At 61.9% G+C, this 16,511-nt stretch carries 14 protein-coding genes and 1 riboswitch; of the genes, 10 read left to right on the forward strand and 4 right to left on the reverse strand.

What is annotated here, in order from left to right; genetic code table 11:
- Positions 1 to 66: 66 nt before the first annotated feature.
- Both HFO71_RS14940 and HFO71_RS14945 read right to left on the reverse strand, forming a co-directional pair.
- The gene (locus tag HFO71_RS14940) at positions 67 to 1,611 is read right to left on the reverse strand and encodes a M48 family metalloprotease (RefSeq protein ID WP_077977933.1); all 1,545 of its coding nucleotides are present in this window, start codon (positions 1,609 to 1,611) and stop codon (positions 67 to 69) included.
- Positions 1,612 to 2,000: 389 nt separating this feature from the next.
- On the reverse strand, positions 2,001 to 3,539 hold the full coding sequence (locus HFO71_RS14945) for an MDR family MFS transporter (protein ID WP_077977932.1): 1,539 nt from the start codon (positions 3,537 to 3,539) through the stop codon (positions 2,001 to 2,003).
- A 116-nt stretch (positions 3,540 to 3,655) separates the two neighbouring features.
- On the opposite strand from HFO71_RS14945, the gene HFO71_RS14950 reads away from it, so the two are divergent.
- From HFO71_RS14950 to HFO71_RS14965, 4 genes are all read left to right on the forward strand, one after another.
- A complete protein-coding gene (locus tag HFO71_RS14950) occupies positions 3,656 to 4,183 on the forward strand; it encodes a MarR family winged helix-turn-helix transcriptional regulator (RefSeq protein WP_077977931.1) in 528 nt (175 codons plus the stop codon).
- A 57-nt stretch (positions 4,184 to 4,240) separates the two neighbouring features.
- Positions 4,241 to 4,897: a thiamine diphosphokinase gene (locus HFO71_RS14955; RefSeq protein WP_025396406.1), complete on the forward strand. Its 657-nt coding sequence runs from the start codon at positions 4,241 to 4,243 to the stop codon at positions 4,895 to 4,897.
- Between the two features lie 3 nt (positions 4,898 to 4,900).
- Positions 4,901 to 6,718 (forward strand): ABC-F family ATP-binding cassette domain-containing protein, encoded by a 1,818-nt coding sequence (locus HFO71_RS14960; RefSeq protein ID WP_077977930.1) that lies wholly within the window; start codon positions 4,901 to 4,903, stop codon positions 6,716 to 6,718.
- 119 nt (positions 6,719 to 6,837) lie between these two features.
- A complete protein-coding gene (locus tag HFO71_RS14965) occupies positions 6,838 to 7,467 on the forward strand; it encodes a hypothetical protein (protein ID WP_077977929.1) in 630 nt (209 codons plus the stop codon).
- Between the two features lie 13 nt (positions 7,468 to 7,480).
- On the opposite strand, the gene HFO71_RS14970 is transcribed toward HFO71_RS14965, so the two are convergent.
- On the reverse strand, positions 7,481 to 9,367 hold the full coding sequence (locus HFO71_RS14970; RefSeq protein ID WP_183594557.1) for an ABC transporter ATP-binding protein/permease: 1,887 nt from the start codon (positions 9,365 to 9,367) through the stop codon (positions 7,481 to 7,483).
- A 114-nt stretch (positions 9,368 to 9,481) separates the two neighbouring features.
- A riboswitch (SAM riboswitch) is annotated at positions 9,482 to 9,559 on the forward strand.
- A 47-nt stretch (positions 9,560 to 9,606) separates the two neighbouring features.
- On the opposite strand from HFO71_RS14970, the gene metA reads away from it, so the two are divergent.
- From metA to HFO71_RS15000, 6 genes are all read left to right on the forward strand, one after another.
- The gene (gene metA / locus HFO71_RS14975) at positions 9,607 to 10,530 is read left to right on the forward strand and encodes a homoserine O-acetyltransferase MetA (RefSeq protein WP_003543755.1); all 924 of its coding nucleotides are present in this window, start codon (positions 9,607 to 9,609) and stop codon (positions 10,528 to 10,530) included.
- A 227-nt stretch (positions 10,531 to 10,757) separates the two neighbouring features.
- Complete coding sequence (locus HFO71_RS14980) at positions 10,758 to 11,780, forward strand: aldose epimerase family protein (RefSeq protein ID WP_077977927.1); 1,023 nt, start codon at positions 10,758 to 10,760, stop codon at positions 11,778 to 11,780.
- A gap of 161 nt (positions 11,781 to 11,941) precedes the next feature.
- Positions 11,942 to 12,715, forward strand: coding sequence for a GntR family transcriptional regulator (locus HFO71_RS14985; RefSeq protein ID WP_003543751.1), 774 nt, complete (start codon positions 11,942 to 11,944; stop codon positions 12,713 to 12,715).
- Entirely contained in the window at positions 12,712 to 13,743 is a 1,032-nt protein-coding gene (locus HFO71_RS14990) for an SIS domain-containing protein (RefSeq protein ID WP_077977926.1), read from the forward strand. Before HFO71_RS14985 ends, HFO71_RS14990 begins: the two co-directional genes overlap by 4 nt.
- Entirely contained in the window at positions 13,743 to 14,894 is a 1,152-nt protein-coding gene (nagA, locus tag HFO71_RS14995; protein ID WP_077977925.1) for an N-acetylglucosamine-6-phosphate deacetylase, read from the forward strand. Before HFO71_RS14990 ends, nagA begins: the two co-directional genes overlap by 1 nt.
- A gap of 17 nt (positions 14,895 to 14,911) precedes the next feature.
- Positions 14,912 to 15,640 carry an SIS domain-containing protein gene (locus HFO71_RS15000; RefSeq protein ID WP_077977924.1) on the forward strand — a complete coding sequence of 243 codons (729 nt, stop codon included), beginning with the start codon at positions 14,912 to 14,914 and terminating at the stop codon, positions 15,638 to 15,640.
- A gap of 204 nt (positions 15,641 to 15,844) precedes the next feature.
- Here HFO71_RS15000 and efp read toward each other — a convergent pair whose 3' ends face one another.
- Positions 15,845 to 16,414, reverse strand: a complete 570-nt coding sequence (gene efp, locus HFO71_RS15005) for an elongation factor P (protein ID WP_017962511.1) — start codon at positions 16,412 to 16,414, stop codon at positions 15,845 to 15,847.
- Positions 16,415 to 16,511 lie beyond the last annotated feature (97 nt).

A 16,511-nucleotide genomic window follows, 5' to 3' on the forward strand; every position in this document is an offset into this window, starting at 1 on the left:
AGTTTTGCGCGAGATGTTTTATCCCCTCCAGCAGCACAGACTGGCCCGGCGCAAACCGGGCCTTTTTTATTCGGCGATGATCTTGACGCGATCGCCTGTTGCAACGGCTGCACCCGTGGGCAGGGCGTTGATGAGCTTGAAGAGATCGAGCTTGCGGTCTGTGCCCATCATGCGGGCGGCGAGCGTCGAGATGTTCTCACCCGGCCGGACGGTGACGACGCGGATGCGCAGCGGCTTTAGCGAGGCGGTCTCTGCCGGCGTCATGCGGCGGAAGCTCGCCCGCAGCACATTCGCCGTTGGCTCAAGGGCGCCGCTGCCTTTCGGCACGGCGGTCAGGAAACGGAAGATCTGCGAATTGTTGCGGATCACGGTCACATCGAAATCCCAGCGGTCGGCGCTGGCGCGCGCGGTGGCTGCTTCCATGCCGTTGATGGTGATGGGCTGGATGGTCGACGGGTCGAGCCCGGTCACCCAGCCGCTGGAAATATAGTTGGTGAGGCTCTGTTTCTCGTTGTCGGCGACGCCGTCGAAGCGGACTGCGATGTCGTTCGGGCCGGTGGCCATCACCGCTTCGACCTTGTTGTCGATGTGGAAATCCGGCGGCACGTCGAAGCGGATACCGAGGCCGCCATGCAGGAAGGTCTGGCCGCGCACATAGCCTTCTTCCGGGCTGTCGCCGTAGAGCAGTCCGTCTATGCCGTCGAGGTAATAGTTGCGACCCTTGTCGCCGACCGAGCCTTCCTGGCCGAAGGCGCGGGCGTGGGTGCGGGCAAGTTCGATACGCTGGGCCGAATTCGGATGGCTCGACAGGAAGTCTAGACTCTGGTCGGCTTCGGGATCAACCGACATGAAGCGGCTGTAAGCGGCCATCGAATCGAGGAACCGGGCGGCGGCATAGGGGTCGTAACCGGCTTCGCCGAGCATGCGCACGCCGATGACATCGGCCTGCAGCTCCTGCTGGCGGGAGAAGGCGGCGAGCCGCAGCTTGCCGCGGGCAAGCGCCTGCTTGCCCGCGATGTCGCTGGACAGGACCTCGGCGACGACGCGGCTGGCGATAACCTCGGCCTCTTCGCGCTTCTGCCGCTCGATGCCGTGGTTTGCCGTCACATGGCCCATTTCGTGCGACAGCACGGCAGCGACTTCCGAGGCGTCGTTGGCAAGGGCGAGCAGGCCGCGGGTGACGTAGAGATAACCGCCCGGCAGCGCGAAGGCGTTGATCGCCGGCGAATTCAGGATGGTGATGCGGTAGGACTGGCTCGGATTTTCCGACACCGCCGTCAGCGCGCCGGCGATGCGGGCGACGAGGCGCTCGGTTCTGGCGTCTTTGTATTCGCCGCCATAGCTTGCCACGATGCGCGGATGCTCACGGGCGCCCATCGCTGCGCGCGGATCGTTCTTCTGCACCTCGTCGACGATCTGTGGATTGGACGAAGGCGAAACACTGGGCTGATAGGATTGGTCGATCAGCGATTGACAGCCATTCAGCGCCATTGCGAGGGCCGAAAGCAGCATCATGCGACGCGCGAAGCGCCGCGGCGCGGAGATGGCATCACTGGAAAGCGCGGGCGATTTCCACGTCGTCAAGCTGTCCAGTCTGATTCTCCGCATCATGTCGCTGTCTTGCCGGTTTGCCGCAGATTCGGACCGACCGTGGCAAGGGGAACTCAACAGGTGCGCACCCCTGATCTCGCGCTGCACAATCGGCCGATACAAGTCGTTGCTGTAGCTGATTTACGCATCGGTTGCATAGCGAGACTTCGTTTAAATGTGGCGCCGTTGCATTTTAGCAAGCCTCAGGCATTAAGGCTTCCTTTCGCTCGGATGAAATTATGGCGAAAGTTCCGTCACAAGGCCGAGATTCGTCGACGGCGCGGAAAAAGAACGGCCCGATTGAAGCAACCGGCTCGATAGCGACAGTCCTGCGAGAAAGTTGCAACCCCTGATATAGGCATCGAGAGGAACGCCTCCCGATGAAGCATCCTCTCGCCGTAACGCTTCGACTATTCGGCAGCTTCCGCCGTCGCCGGTTGCGGCTTCGTGGTCTCGCCGGCGCGAGGCAGCTGCACGGGTTTCAGCATGATGGCGGCGGCAAGGCCGATCAGCGCAATGGCGCAGGAAGTCATGAATAGCGGCGAGAAAGCGGCGGCATAGGTATCGGCGACGGCCTGGCGACTCGCTTCGGGAAGGGCGGCCATCATTTTCGGCGTCAGTTGCTCGATATCGGCGACGCCGGGAATGGAGATGCCGACCTTGCCGAGCTCAGAGGCGATGATGGCGCCATAGATGGAAATGGCGATCGAGGCGCCGCCCATGCGCGACAGCGTCACCGAGCCGGTGGCGGCGCCGACGTCGCGGGCAAGTGCTGCATTCTGTACGCCGATGACGGGAACCTGCTGGGCAAGGCCGATGCCGATGCCGTGCAGCATCATGACCGCGCCGATGAAGGCGATCGGCGTTCCGGCGTGGATCTGCGACATCAGGGCAAAAGCGATGGCGCTGCAGGTGAGGCTTGCGATGGCGAAGGGCTTGTAGCGCCCCGTCTTCGAGATGATGCGGCCTGCGGAAAGCGACCCGCAGACGAGGCCGCCGGTGAGAAGGATGAAGAGCAGACCGGCGGCCGACGGCGAAAGGCCGGTCGTGGTCTGCAGAAAGAGGGCGAGATAATTGACCATGCCGATGGCGATGGCGCCGCCCATGATCGAGATCACCAGGAGCAGGCTGAAGGTCGAATTGCGAAACAGCTGCAGGGGAACGATCGGTTCGGGCGCGCGGCGCTCGACGAACACCCAGGTGACGGCGCAGACGACGCCGAAGGCGACGATGCCGATACTCTCAGGCGAAATCAATGCACCGAACAGTTCGCTGCTGTCGGTGGCAAGCACGATGCTTGTCGTCGTCATGGCAAGCAGAAGCGCTCCGGCATAATCAATCTTGGGGCGGCGATGCGGTTTGCGGTACGGCAGCATGAAGGCAAGGCCGGCGAGCACGATGAAGCCGATCGGCACGTTGACGAGGAAGATCGAGCGCCAGCCGAAGAGATCGCTCATTGTGCCGCCGAGCACGGGGCCGATCGCGCCCGATGCCATCAGCACGAGGCTGGAATAGCTCTGGTAGCGCGCCCGCTCGCGTGGCTCGAACAGGTCGGCGTTGACGGCGAAGATCGATACCATGATGCCGCCGCCGCCAAGACCCTGCAGCACGCGTGCGGCGATCAGCGTATTCATCGAGACCGCAAGGCCGCAGACTGTCGATCCGACGGTGAAGATCATGATCGCCGTCATCATCACGTATTTGCGACCGAACAGATCGCCGAGCTTGCCGTAGAGCGGCATGACGGCGCTCAGCGACAGGAGATAGGCCGAGCCGATCCAGCCGAAACGCTCGAGATGGCCGAATTCGCCGACGATCGTCGGCAGCGCCGTGGAGACGATCTGATTATCAAGCGTCGCCATGAACATGGCGGTCATCAGGAAGAAGAAGAGGATAAGCCGGCGACGAGGATCCGTCACGAGCGGCGCAGGCGCGAGTTGCATGTCCATGGGAGGCATCGTTCCGGGTTGAATTGTATTTATGTGCTAACAGCATATAGTTGTCAATGGCACATTAATGACATCGGCATATTCAATTTTTGAATCGGCTCTGTTATGGTCCTGTGATGAGCGACGTCCTGACCAAGACCCCTTCTGCGGAGCCGGCCGAGCCGGATCGTGAAAACGTGCCGCGTATCGGCCGGAGCATGGCGCGCATGCGGCTGATGACCGGGCGGCGGCTGATCGGCCGGCTGGCGATCCAGAGTGCTGCACCGGGCCTTGAGCTTTCGCATCTCGATGTGCTCGATGCCGTGCGCAGGGCACAGCCTGCCGGCGAGGTCACGGTCGGCATGATCGCAGAGATGCTGCGCATCGATCCGTCACGGGCAAGCCGGGTGGTGGCCGATATGGTCGGGCGCAACGTGCTGCGCCGCGAGGCCTCGCAGGCCGATGCGCGGCGGATCGTCGTCGTCATGACCGAGGTCGGCCAGGACCTGCTTGCCGAGATCGTCGCTCAGAAGCTTGCGATCATTTCCGAGATCGTTTCCGACTGGCCGCAGGAAGATGTCGAGCGCTTCGCGGTGCTTTTCGAGCGCTTCATCGGCGGCTACGAGGCGGTTTTCCTGTCGCGCGACAAGGATACACCGGGCTGAGGCAGACGCCGTCGTTCGCCGGCCCTTCCCCTCGACCCCTCGTTTGCGCTAAGGGCAATGCCCATGAGCCAATCCACCTTCACCATTCTCCTTGGCGGCGAACTCAGCCTGACGGAGCGCCTGCGCGATGCCATCGAAGACAGCCGCTTCATCGCGGCCGATGGCGGCATGCGGCATGCGGCAGCACTCGGTATTACGCCGGAGCTCTGGGTCGGTGATTTCGATTCGACACCTGATGATCTCGCGGGTGCGTTTCCCGATGTGCCGAAACAGCCCTATCCGGCCGCGAAGGCGGCGACGGACGGTGAAATCGCCGTGGCGGAGGCAATCGCGCGGGGCGCGCGGCGGCTCATCCTCGCCGGTGCGCTCGGCGGTGAACGTTCCGACCACGCGCTTCAGCATCTGCTGTCGGCCGTCAGCCTGGCGGAAGAGGGTTTCGACCTGCTGCTGACCTCGGGCAAGGAAGAGGCCGTGCCGCTGGTGGCCGGTACGATCGAACTGGACCTTCCCAAAGGCAGCCTGTTTTCCGTGCCCGGATTCAGCGAGCTGAGAGGGCTTACCATCGAGAATGCGCGTTATCCGCTGGCAGATTTCCATCTGCCTTTCGGCTCGTCGCGCACCATTTCCAATGTTGCGGAAGGCAAGGTTCGCTTTTCGCTCCGCAGCGGCCGGACAATTGTGCTCGCCCGGCCCTATGATCTTTCCGGAGTCTGATTTTTGGCCCCTCCCATTCTGAAACTCGACGATATCTTCCTGAGCTTTGGCGGTGCACCGCTTCTGGCGGGTGCTGGCCTGCAGATCGAGCCCGGTGACAAAATCTGTCTCGTCGGGCGCAACGGCTCGGGAAAATCGACGCTGCTGAAGATTGCCGCCGGCCTGGTCGAGGCGCAGTCCGGCGAAGTCTTCCGCCATCCGTCCTCGACGGTGCGTTATCTCGAACAGGCGCCGGATTTTGCCGACTTCAACACGGTGCAGGCCTATGCCGAGGCCGGCCTCGGGCCGGGCGATGACCCCTATCGTGTCACCTATCTGCTGTCGCATCTCGGGCTGAGCGGCGATGAGGACCCCAAGATGCTGTCCGGTGGCGAATCGCGGCGCGCAGCCCTTGCCCGGGTTATGGCACCGGAGCCGGACATTCTTCTGCTCGACGAACCGACCAACCATCTCGACCTGCCGACGATCGAATGGCTGGAAGGCGAGCTGCAAAAGACACGCAGCGCCTTGGTGCTGATCTCGCACGACCGGCGTTTCCTCGAAAAGGTCTCGACGGCAACCGTCTGGCTCGACCGCGGCACTTCGCGCCGGCTGGACAGAGGCTTTGCGCATTTCGAAGCCTGGCGCGACCAGGTGCTGGAGGCCGAGGAGCTGGAGCAGCACAAGCTCGGCAAGTCGATCGAGCGCGAGGAGCACTGGCTGCGCTATGGCGTCACGGCGCGGCGTAAGCGCAACATGCGCCGTCTCGGCGAGCTGCAGACGATGCGTTCGAACTATCGCGGCCACAAGGGACCGCAGGGCACGGTGCAGGCGACGGTTTCGGATGCGCAGGAATCCGGCAAGCTGGTGATCGAGGCCGACAAGATCACCAAGAGCTTCGGCGAGCGGGCAATCGTCACGCCGTTTTCGATCCGCGTGCACCGCGGCGACTGCATTGGTCTGGTCGGGCCGAACGGCGCCGGCAAGACGACGCTGCTGAAGATGCTGACCGGACAGCTTTCACCCGATAGCGGCATCGTCAAGCTCGGCACCAATCTGGAGATTGCGACACTCGACCAGAAACGCGAAGATCTCGATCCCGAGGATACGCTTGCCAACTATCTGACGGATGGGCGCGGCGAAAACCTGCTCGTCAACGGCGAGCAGCGCCATGTCACCGGCTATATGAAGGAATTTCTGTTTCAGCCGGAACAGGCGCGTACGCCGATCAGAAACCTTTCCGGCGGCGAACGCGCCCGGCTGATGCTGGCGCGTATCCTTTCGCGCCCGACGAACCTCTTGATCCTCGACGAGCCGACCAACGATCTCGATATCGAAACGCTCGATCTCCTGCAGGAGATTGTCGCCGGCTTTCCCGGCACCGTCATCCTTGTCAGCCACGACCGCGATTTCCTCGACCGCACCGTGACCTCGACGATCGCACCCGCCGTGCCGGATGCGCCTGATGGTCGCTGGATCGAATATGCCGGCGGCTACTCGGACATGCTTGTACAGCGCAAGGGCGCGCTTGAGGAGCGCAAGAGGGCCGAGAAGGCGACGGAGAAGCCGAAGACGCAGCAAGCAACAGCTTCAGGCAGCTCAAAGGTCAAGCTCTCCTTCAAGCAGAAATTCGCACTGGAAAACCTGCCAAAGGAAATGGCGAAGGCCGAAGCCGAAATCGCCAAGCGCGAGCAGGTGATGGCAGATCCCAATCTTTTCACGCGCGATCCTGCAGCCTTCAACCGGCTTGCCGGCGAGATGGAAAAACTGCGTGCCAGCCTGACTGACATGGAAGAGGAGTGGCTGGAGCTCGAAATGCTGCGGGAAGAGCTGGAAGGCTGAGATTTTCTCGAGCTGGAGGCTCACTTTTCCTTGATTCGTCAGTGTGTCGTCCTGCGGCATAAGGTGCCGTCCGGCAGCCGGGGATATTGCCGATTGCAATGGCGACAAGGAAAAGTCATATGTCTCGCAAGCCTCATTCCCGTTTTCTCACAGCACTTACTGCCGGCAGCCTCGTGGCGCTTGCCCTGTCGCAAACCGCACAGGCGCAAGACGCCCAGCGCATTCGTGTTCGCGGCGCAATCGAAACACTCAGCGGCGATACGCTCGTCGTCAAGACGCGCGAGGGCAACGATGCGACGGTCGCACTGAAAGCCGGCTGGAAGGTCGGCGGCATCAAAAAAGCTTCCATCGAGGATATCAAACCCGGCGATTTCGTCGGCGTCGCTTCGCTTCCGAAGGGCACGGGCCCGGACGGGGCGATCGAGGTGCTGATCTTTCCGGCGTCGATGAAGGGAACCGGTGAGGGCAACCGTCCCTGGGATGCGCAGCCGAACAGCCAGATGACCAACGCGACTGTCAGCAACACCGTCAAATCTGTCGACGGCCACACGATCACGCTGACCTATCAGGGCAAGGAAAAGACCATCTCGATTGCCGATGGCACGCCGATCGTGACGTTGGCGCCTGCGACCAAGGATGATCTGAAGCCCGGTGCCGGTGTCGTCATCACCGGCGAGACGGCGGCGGATGGCAGCATCTCGGCCAGCCAGATCGCCGTCGGTCTCAACGGCGTCATACCGCCGATGTGACGGATGCGCGGCATCAAAGCGCCGGCGCGGGCATGGCGGCAGCGCCGGCACTGGCGCCGGTCTGGACGACAGATGGCTGTTCCTCGGATTTTGACGGCAGCGCCTGCAGATGCAGCACGCGCGGCTTCAGCACCTCGAGATAGGCCTCGGAGCGGCCGATATAGATCATGCCGCTTTCGGGCATCGAGGTGAGCAGTTTGGCCATTGTTTCCTGAAATTCCGGCTCCATGCCTTCCAGCACTTCGTCGAAGATGATCCAGCGCGGGCGCACGAGAAGCAGCCGGGCAAATCCGATCGCTTTCTGCTGGTCGCTGTCGAGCAGCTTGTCCCAGCGGGCGCGGGTTTCGAGCCTTGCGATCAGCGAATGGAGACCAACCTTGTCGAGGGCCGCCTCGACGTCGGCTTTCTCGTAGGCTTCGGGACGTTCGGGGAAGGCCAGCGCCTCGCGCAGCGTGCCGCCGGGAACATAGGCAACCTGCGGAACGAAGAGCATGTCGTCGATCGGCGGCAGGCCTATCGTGCCGCTGCCGCAGGGCCAGAGGCCGGCCATCGCCTGGAAGAGCAGCTTGCGATTGACGCTGTGATCGCCGTTGATCATGATTTTTTCGCCGGCCTTGATCACGACATCGGTTTCACGCAGGCGGAAACCGCCGCATTCCTCGATGTCTTCGCCGATCTTGGCGACGATCACCACGTCCTTCAGCGTCAGCGTGTCGGGCGCGGCGTTTTCATAGGCGATGCTGTCCTTCAGGTCGAAGTCCTCTTCCATCTCGACCAGCGCCTGGCGGAAATCGGTGACGCGCATCAGCGTGGCGCGCCATTCGGCGATCGGGCCGAAATTGGACACATACCAGCGCAGCGCCGTGTTGACCTGGTTGAAGGCACCGACGGACATCATCAATTGGCCGAGGGTGAGACCGCCGGAGAAATAGGCGGGGGCGGCAACGATGATCGGAATGACGATCACCAGCCAGCCATAGCCGGCCGAGACCCAGGTGAGATTGGTATTGGCCATGGCAAGCCGCTTGACGACTGTCAGGACCGAGCTGATATCGGTGTTGATGCGCCGACGCTCGTTCTCCTCGCCGCGGGCGACGGTGATTGCCGGCATGTTTTCGTTGGCGTGCATCAGCGTGAAGCGAAGCTCGGCCTCTTTCGAAAAACGATCGGCATTGAGCTTCACCAGCTTGCGGCCGACGACCTGGCTCAGCACCGAGGCGGAAGCGGCATAGAAAATCGCCGCCCAGACCATGTAGCCTGGAATGGAGAAGCTATGGCCGCTGATGCGGAAGATGAAGCCGCTGGAAAGCTCCCAGAGCACGCCGATGAAGCTCACCAGGAGAATGGTCGACTGCAGCAGGCCGAGAACCAGCCCTGTCGTGCTTTCGGCGAGATTGCGGGAATCCTCGTGCAGACGCTGGTCCGGATTGACGCCGATCAGGCCGCTGGAGGCGAGCCGCAGCGCCCGCTTGCGCTTCAGCCACTGATCGACCAGATCGCGCGACAAGCCTTCGCGCATATAGAGCGCGGTCATCTGGTTCAGCCAGGCCTGCAGCACGTTGAGCAGCAGCAGCGTGCCGGCGATCATCGCGAAGATTTCGAGTTGGTGGAAGAATTCGCCGAGGTCGCGGCGCTCCAGCGAGTCGTAGAAAGGAGCATTCCACTCGTTCAGGATGACCTGGCCGTAGGATGTCGCCAGGATGACGAGGATCAGCACGGTCGCCAGAAACAGCACCTTGCCACGCACTTCCGAATTCCAGAATGCTGAGAACATGACGCCGAGGCGATATGTCAGGCTTAAATCATACCCTACCCTATCCTGCCTCCGGATGCCCGGCCTCCTCTCGATTTTATCTGCCATTACGCTTTTCCAAATCGCCCATGCCCCTATAAATAACATGGTGGCGTTACCGGTCTATCAACAGATTCTATCAGTCATTAAAGTGTGATGATGCTTGCATGAGTCTCCCCTGCATGCATTCGCCAGTTGATTCGCAATCAGACTGGGTCTAATTAAGGCCTCCGTGGTGATTTGGCCGGCCGGCTTGCAGCCACGTTAAAAAAGTCGCTAAAGGGCCGCGTGCGGACCGGTAGCGATTTTTGTCGCCGCCGGTTTTTGTTTTTGATCGAGTGACCGCAATGCCCATCAAGATCCCCGATACGCTGCCCGCCTTCGAAACCCTGGTTCAGGAGGGTGTGCGGGTGATGACCGAGACGTTGGCGATCCGTCAGGATATCCGACCGTTGCAGATCGGGCTGCTGAACCTCATGCCGAACAAGATCAAGACCGAACTGCAGATGGCCCGTCTCGTCGGCGCCTCGCCGCTGCAGGTGGAACTGTCGCTTATCCGCATCGGCGGCCACAAGGCGAAGAATACGTCCGAGGATCATCTGCTTGCCTTCTACCAGACTTGGGAAGAGGTAAAGCACCGCAAGTTCGACGGCTTCATCATCACCGGGGCGCCGATCGAGCTTTTGCCCTATGAGGACGTCACCTATTGGCCGGAGATGCAGGAGATTCTCGACTGGACGGAAACAAATGTCCATTCGACGATGAACGTCTGCTGGGGCGCGATGGCGGCGGTCTATCATTTTCACGGCGTTCCGAAATACGAGCTGAAGGAGAAGGCCTTCGGCGTCTACCGTCACCGGAACCTCAAGCCGTCCTCCATCTATCTCAACGGCTTTTCCGACAATTTCGAGGTGCCGGTGTCGCGCTGGACCGAAGTGCGTCGCGCTGATATCGAAAAATCCGAAAGCCTGGAGATCCTGATGGAGTCCAGCGAAATGGGCGTCTGCCTCGTGCACGAGAAGAGAGGCCGGCGGCTCTACATGTTCAACCATGTCGAATATGATTCCACCTCGCTTTCCGACGAGTATTTCCGCGACGTCAATGCCGGTGTGCCGATCAAGATGCCGCACAATTACTTCCCGCATAACGATCCGGCGCTTGCGCCGCAGAACCGCTGGCGCAGCCATGCGCATCTCTTGTTCGGCAACTGGATCAACGAAATTTACCAGACGACGCCCTTTGATGTGGAAGAGATCGGCACCGATCTCTGACCGTTGCCGAATCACGCCTGGAGGCGAGGCCGCCGCACCACTGCTGCGGCTTTTCTTTCTGATCCGCCGGTTGCGGATTGAAGCAAATCCGGGCAGGTTCCTGTCCTGAAGCCTACCACACCGCGCGTCTTCGTCGGACGTGCAATGCACACATTGAATCGCTGCAAATTCCTCAAATCGATTCCGAATTGAGGAATTTGCAGAAGAGATAGAATGGACGGTCGATCATGTCGGATAAGTTGGAGCGGGACGTTTTCGGGCAGACGCAGGCGGGCGAGACCGTCTATCGCGTCGAGATCAAGGGCGGCGGGCTGACGGCCAAGATCATCAGCTGGGGCGCGGTCATCCAGGATCTGCGTCTCGAGGGACATGATGCGCCGCTGCAGCTCGGCTTCGACGATTTCGACAACTATCTTCTTTATTCGTCCTATTTCGGCGCGACGCCCGGCCGCTGCGCCAACCGCGTCGGCGGCGGCAGGTTCACGCTTGACGGCAAGGACTATCAGCTCGAGCCGAATGAAAACGGCGTCACGCATCTGCATGGCGGCAGCGACAATATCGCCAAACGCAATTGGACGATCGTCGAGCATGACGTCGACCGCGTGGTGCTGAAGATCGTCGATCCCGATGGCCGCGCCGGCTATCCCGGCAATTGCACCATCCAGGCGACTTTTTGGGTGCATGGCAATGGTGAACTGTCGATCACCTACGAATCGACCAGCGACCAGCCGACGCTCGCCAATGTCTGCCAGCACGCCTATTTCAATCTCGACGGCCGCGAAGACGCGCTTGGCCATGACATCATGATCGCCGCCGATCACTATCTGCCGACCGACGAGAGACAGGTGCCGACCGGTGAGATCCGTCCCGTCGAGGGCACGGAATTCGATTTCCGCGAGATGGCGCCGATGAAGCGTTTCGTCGGCAGCGAACAAGTGTACTACGACCATAATTTCTGCCTGTCGGGCGAGCGTACCGCCAAGCGGAGCGTCGCGCTTGCCCGCAGCCTGTATTCCGGTGTGTCGCTGGAAGTGCGCAGCACGGAGCCAGGTGTGCAGTTCTATGCCGGCTTCAAGCTCGATGTCGCGGCTCCCGGCATCGGCGGGCGCAAATACGGCCCATTCGCCGGCTTCTGCCTGGAGACGCAGATCTGGCCGGATGCCATCAATCACCAAGGTTTTCCGAATGCGGTCCTGCGCCCCGGCGAAGTGCTGCGCCAGGAGACGGATTATATCTTCACCAAGAACTGAGCATCCTCCAGCGCCGCGCGTTTTTAACGCGCGGCGCTGTCGCGCACGACTGTCAAATTTGAGCGCTATGAAACCCTTGCTGGTCCGCCGGCGAGAGTTTTTTCGTTCCGCGCTCGATTCTGTCTTGCTGATTGGTTCTATATAGGTTCTATTGTGTGCCCATGGATAGAACCAGTCTGATAGCGGAACTGAACAGCCGCGGCCTGCGTGACGAGGCGCTGACCGGGCCGCTCTACAAGCGGCTGGCGCAGACGCTGACCGGCCTCATTCAGGAAGGGCTGCTGAAGCCCGGTACCGCGCTGCCGGGTGAGCGCGACCTTGCCGAGGCACTGAAGCTCGGCCGAGTCACCGTGCGCACCGCCTATCGCGATCTGATGGCATCTGGCGCACTGGAATCGCGCCACGGAAGCGGTACTTTCGTATCGAGCAGGGTGGAGCGCATGGAACAGTCGCTGTGGCGGCTTTCCTCCTTCTCCGCCGACATGCGCTCGCGCGGGCGTCTGCCGGCCGCACGGATATTGTCGCGGGCGGTCAACACGCCGTCGCCGGAGGAATCCTTCCTGCTCGGCCTCGGCGGCGACGAGCCGGTGCTGAGACTCGACCGCTTGCGCCTTGCCGACGGCCTGCCGCTGGCGATCGAACGCGCCGTGGTGCCGATCAAGTTCCTGGGACACGATGCCGGCGGTGAGGGATCGCTCTACGATGCGCTGACGGCCAGCGGCCACAGGCCCGTGCGCGCGCTGCAGCGGCTGACGGCGGTCACGCTCGACCCGTCCTCCGCCGCGATCCTGAACGTCAAATCAGGCGCGCCGGCGCTCTTGATCGAACGTGTCTCGCGCCTGGAAGACCAGCGCGTCGTCGAATACACCCGCTCGCATTATCGCGGCGATGCTTATGATTTCGTTGCCGAATTGAGAATCGGAGATGACCTATGAATGACAACCAGTCACTGATGCTGCAGGAAGCCGGCCAATCGTCGGAGGTGGTCGCCACGCTGCTCGAAAAGGAAAAACCGGTCTTTGCCGAGATCGCCCGGCTGTTTTCGTCCGCTCGCCCGAGCGTGGTGACGACGGCGGCGCGCGGCTCCTCGGACCATGCCGCCACCTTTTTCAAATATCTCTTCGAGATCACCTGCGGCGTTCCGGTCGCCTCGGTCGGCCCGTCGATCGCTTCCGTCTATGGTGCGGCACTGCATCTGAAGGGCGGTGTCCATTTCACCGTCTCGCAGTCGGGTGCCAGCCCCGACATCGTCGCGCTGCAGGATGCGGCGAAGAAGGGCGGAGCGACGACGATCGCCGTCGTCAACGTCACCGACAGCCCGCTTGCGAGGCAGGCCGATATTGTTCTCGGTCTCAATGCCGGCGCGGAAAAGAGTGTCGCGGCGACAAAATCCTTCATCGCCTCGGTCGCCGCCCTTTCCGGCGTGACGGCTGCGATCGGCGGTGCGCCCGACCTGCAGGCCGCGCTCGGCAAGCTGCCGGAGGCACTGTCGGCGACTGCCGGGATCGATACGGCGGCAGCCGAGGACGTGCTCTTCAACGCGACCTCGCTTTATACAGCCGGCCGCGGCCCGGCCTTCGCGATCGCGCTCGAAGCGGCGTTGAAGGCAAAGGAGACCTCCGGCCTGCATGCCGAGGCCTTCTCGCTGGCGGAACTGATGCATGGCCCGATGCGCCTGGTGCAGCCGGGCTTCCCGATCGTCGCCTTTGCGCCCGACGATGCGGCCTTCGCCAACAATGTGCAGGCGCTGGAACGCCTGCAGAAACTCGGCGCCACCACCGTCGGTTTCTCGACGCAGCCGCTTTCCGGCGTCCATCTGCGCGTACCGACAACGGGCAACGGCCTCGTCGATCCGCTGGTGTCGCTGCTCGTCTATTACCGGCTGATCGAGTCGGTGACACGCCGCAAGGGCTTCGATCCCGACAAGCCGGCAAACCTGCTCAAGGTGACGGAGACGGTCTGATGGGACGCAAGATCTTCCTCGGCGCCCGCATCTTCGACGGCGAGCGCTTCCATGACGACAAAGCCCTCATCGTTGCCGGCGGCCGCGTCGAAGCGATCACTGCCAGAAATGATCTGCCGGACGGCGAGGTGGTGACGCTTGCCGGCGGTGTTCTGTCGGCCGGTTTCATCGATGCGCAGGTCAATGGCGGCGCCGGGCGGATGCTGAACGATGAGCCTTCGGCTGCCTCGATGGACATTATTGCCGGCGGGCACCGACCCTATGGCACGACGTCGCTGCTGCCGACGCTGATCACCGATACATCAGAGGCCTCCATTGCCGCCATCGAGGCGGCCAAGGAGGCAGTGAAAATGAACCGCGGTGTCGCCGGCCTGCATCTCGAAGGCCCGCATCTGGCGCCTGCGCGCAAGGGCGCGCATCTGGCCGAACTGATGCGGCCGGTGGAGGACCGCGATGTCCAGGCCTTCATCCGGGTGCGCGAGGCGATCGGTACGCTGCTCGTCACCGTGGCCGCCGAGCAGGTGACGGTTGCCCAGGTGCGCGAGCTTGCGGAAGCCGGCGTCATCGTCAGCATCGGCCATTCCGATTGTTCGAGCGAGGCGGCGGAAGAACGTTTCGACGCCGGCGCGCGAGGCGTCACGCATCTCTTCAACGCCATGAGCCAGTTGGGACACCGTGCGCCCGGTCTCGTCGGCGCGGCGATCGATCATCCCTCGACCTGGTGCGGCATTATCGCCGACGGCCATCATGTCGATCCGAAGGCCCTGCGCACGGCGCTGCGCGCCAAACGCGGCGAAGGCAAGCTGTTTTTCGTCACCGACGCGATGTCGCTCGTCGGATCGGAGAAGGATTCGTTCACGCTGAACGGGCGCACCGTCCGGCGCGAAAGGGGCGGCTTCTGCTCGAAGCTGGTGCTGTCCGACGGCACGCTGGCCGGTTCCGATGTCGACATGATCTCGACGATCCGTTACGGCGTCACCTATCTCGACCTGACGCTCGCCGAGGCTTTGCGCATGGCGACCCTTTATCCGGCCCGGTTCCTCAGGCTTGGCGATCGCGGCCATCTCTCGCCGGGCGCGCGTGCCGATCTGGTGCATCTCACCGATGCGCTTGCCGTCACCGCCACCTGGCTCAGCGGCGAAGCGACCTGAAATCAAGGATAAGCCGGATGACTGATATCACCGATGCCTATTTCTCAAACCTTATCGGTCGGCTGGAAGAACTCAAGCAGACGCTTGCCCAGCCGATGGCGCAGGCAGCATCCGTCATCCTCGATGCTGCCCGCGGTGACAAGCGCGTCTATGTCTTCGGCACCGGCCATTCGCATATGCTGGCGGAAGAGGTGCATTATCGTGCCGGCGGGCTCGCCTTCACCGTGCCGGTGCTCGTCGGCTCGGCCATGCTGCATGAGGGTGCGGTCATCAGTTCGGTCTATGAGCGCACGCAAGGCCTGGTGCGGCCGATGCTGGAGCGTTACGGCATGCAGCCGGGCGATGTCATCATCATCGCCTCCAATTCGGGCGTGAACGCCGCGCCGATCGAGGCCGCCGACTATGCGCGCGAAATCGGCGCAAAGGTGATTGCCATCACCTCGATCGCCTACTCCTCAGCGATCGCCAATGGCCGCCGACGGCTCGCCGACGTGGCCGATGTGGTGCTCGACAACGGGCTGCCACCGGGTGACGCCGTTCTCGATCTCGAAGGCACGGGGCTTCGGGTTGGGCCAGTCTCGACAGCAGTCGGGGTGACGGTCATCAATGCGATCTTCGCAGACGTCGCCTCGGAGCTTTCGAAATCCGGCGATGCGCCAGTTTATCTCAGTGCCAACATGCCGGGCGCCGCTGAGATCAACCAGAAGCTCGTCAAGAAATACCGTCCGCGCAACCCGCATCTCTAAAGCATGTCGCGCAAAAGTGTGCCGCGGTTTTGCGATAATGGCATGCGTAAAACAAAGAGCTAAAGCGTCAGGAGCGAATCTGAAAGATTGCGACGCGCTTTAGATGCATGATGCCGAAAAGTGTGAGCGGTTTTCGGCATCATGAGACGGCGGATACAAAAAAGGCCGGCGTGAGCCGGCCTCTTCGATAGGCTGAAACCAGGATCAGTCCTTGGCGCGTTCGACGTAGGAATTGTCTTCCGTGGCGATGACGACGCGGGTGCCGGCATTGATGTGCGGCGGCACCATGGCGCGTACGCCGTTCGACAAAATCGCCGGCTTGTAGGAGGACGATGCCGTCTGGCCCTTGACGACCGGTTCCGTCTCCATGATTTCGAGCGTGACGTGGCGCGGCATCTGGATCGCCAGCGCAATGCCTTCATGCATTGACAGAACGCAGGTCATGCCTTCCTGCAGATAAGCCTTGTCGTCCCCCATCGTGTCGACATCGACGACGACCTGATCGTAGTTTTGAGGGTTCATGAAGTGAAAGCCTTCGCCGTCCTCGTAGAGGAATTGATGGTTCACGTCCTCGACGAAGGCGCGCTCGACCTGTTCGGTGGTGCGCCAGCGCTCGGAAACCTTCACGCCGTCGACGATGCGGCGCATGTCGACCTGGGTGACCGGCGTGCCCTTGCCCGGATGAAAGTTCTGGGCGGTGAGAACGACATAGAGCTTGCCGTCGACATCGAGAACGTTGCCCTTGCGGACCGAAGAGGCGATGACCTTGACCATAAGACTTCCTTGTAACTCGGCTTTCGGCGTCGTAGATGACTGTCGAGACGCTCCGAAGACGCAAATGTTTTTCTTTGGGGCGCAACTAACCTAAAAT

Source organism: Rhizobium laguerreae (assembly GCF_019778565.1).
Lineage (GTDB): Bacteria > Pseudomonadota > Alphaproteobacteria > Rhizobiales > Rhizobiaceae > Rhizobium > Rhizobium laguerreae.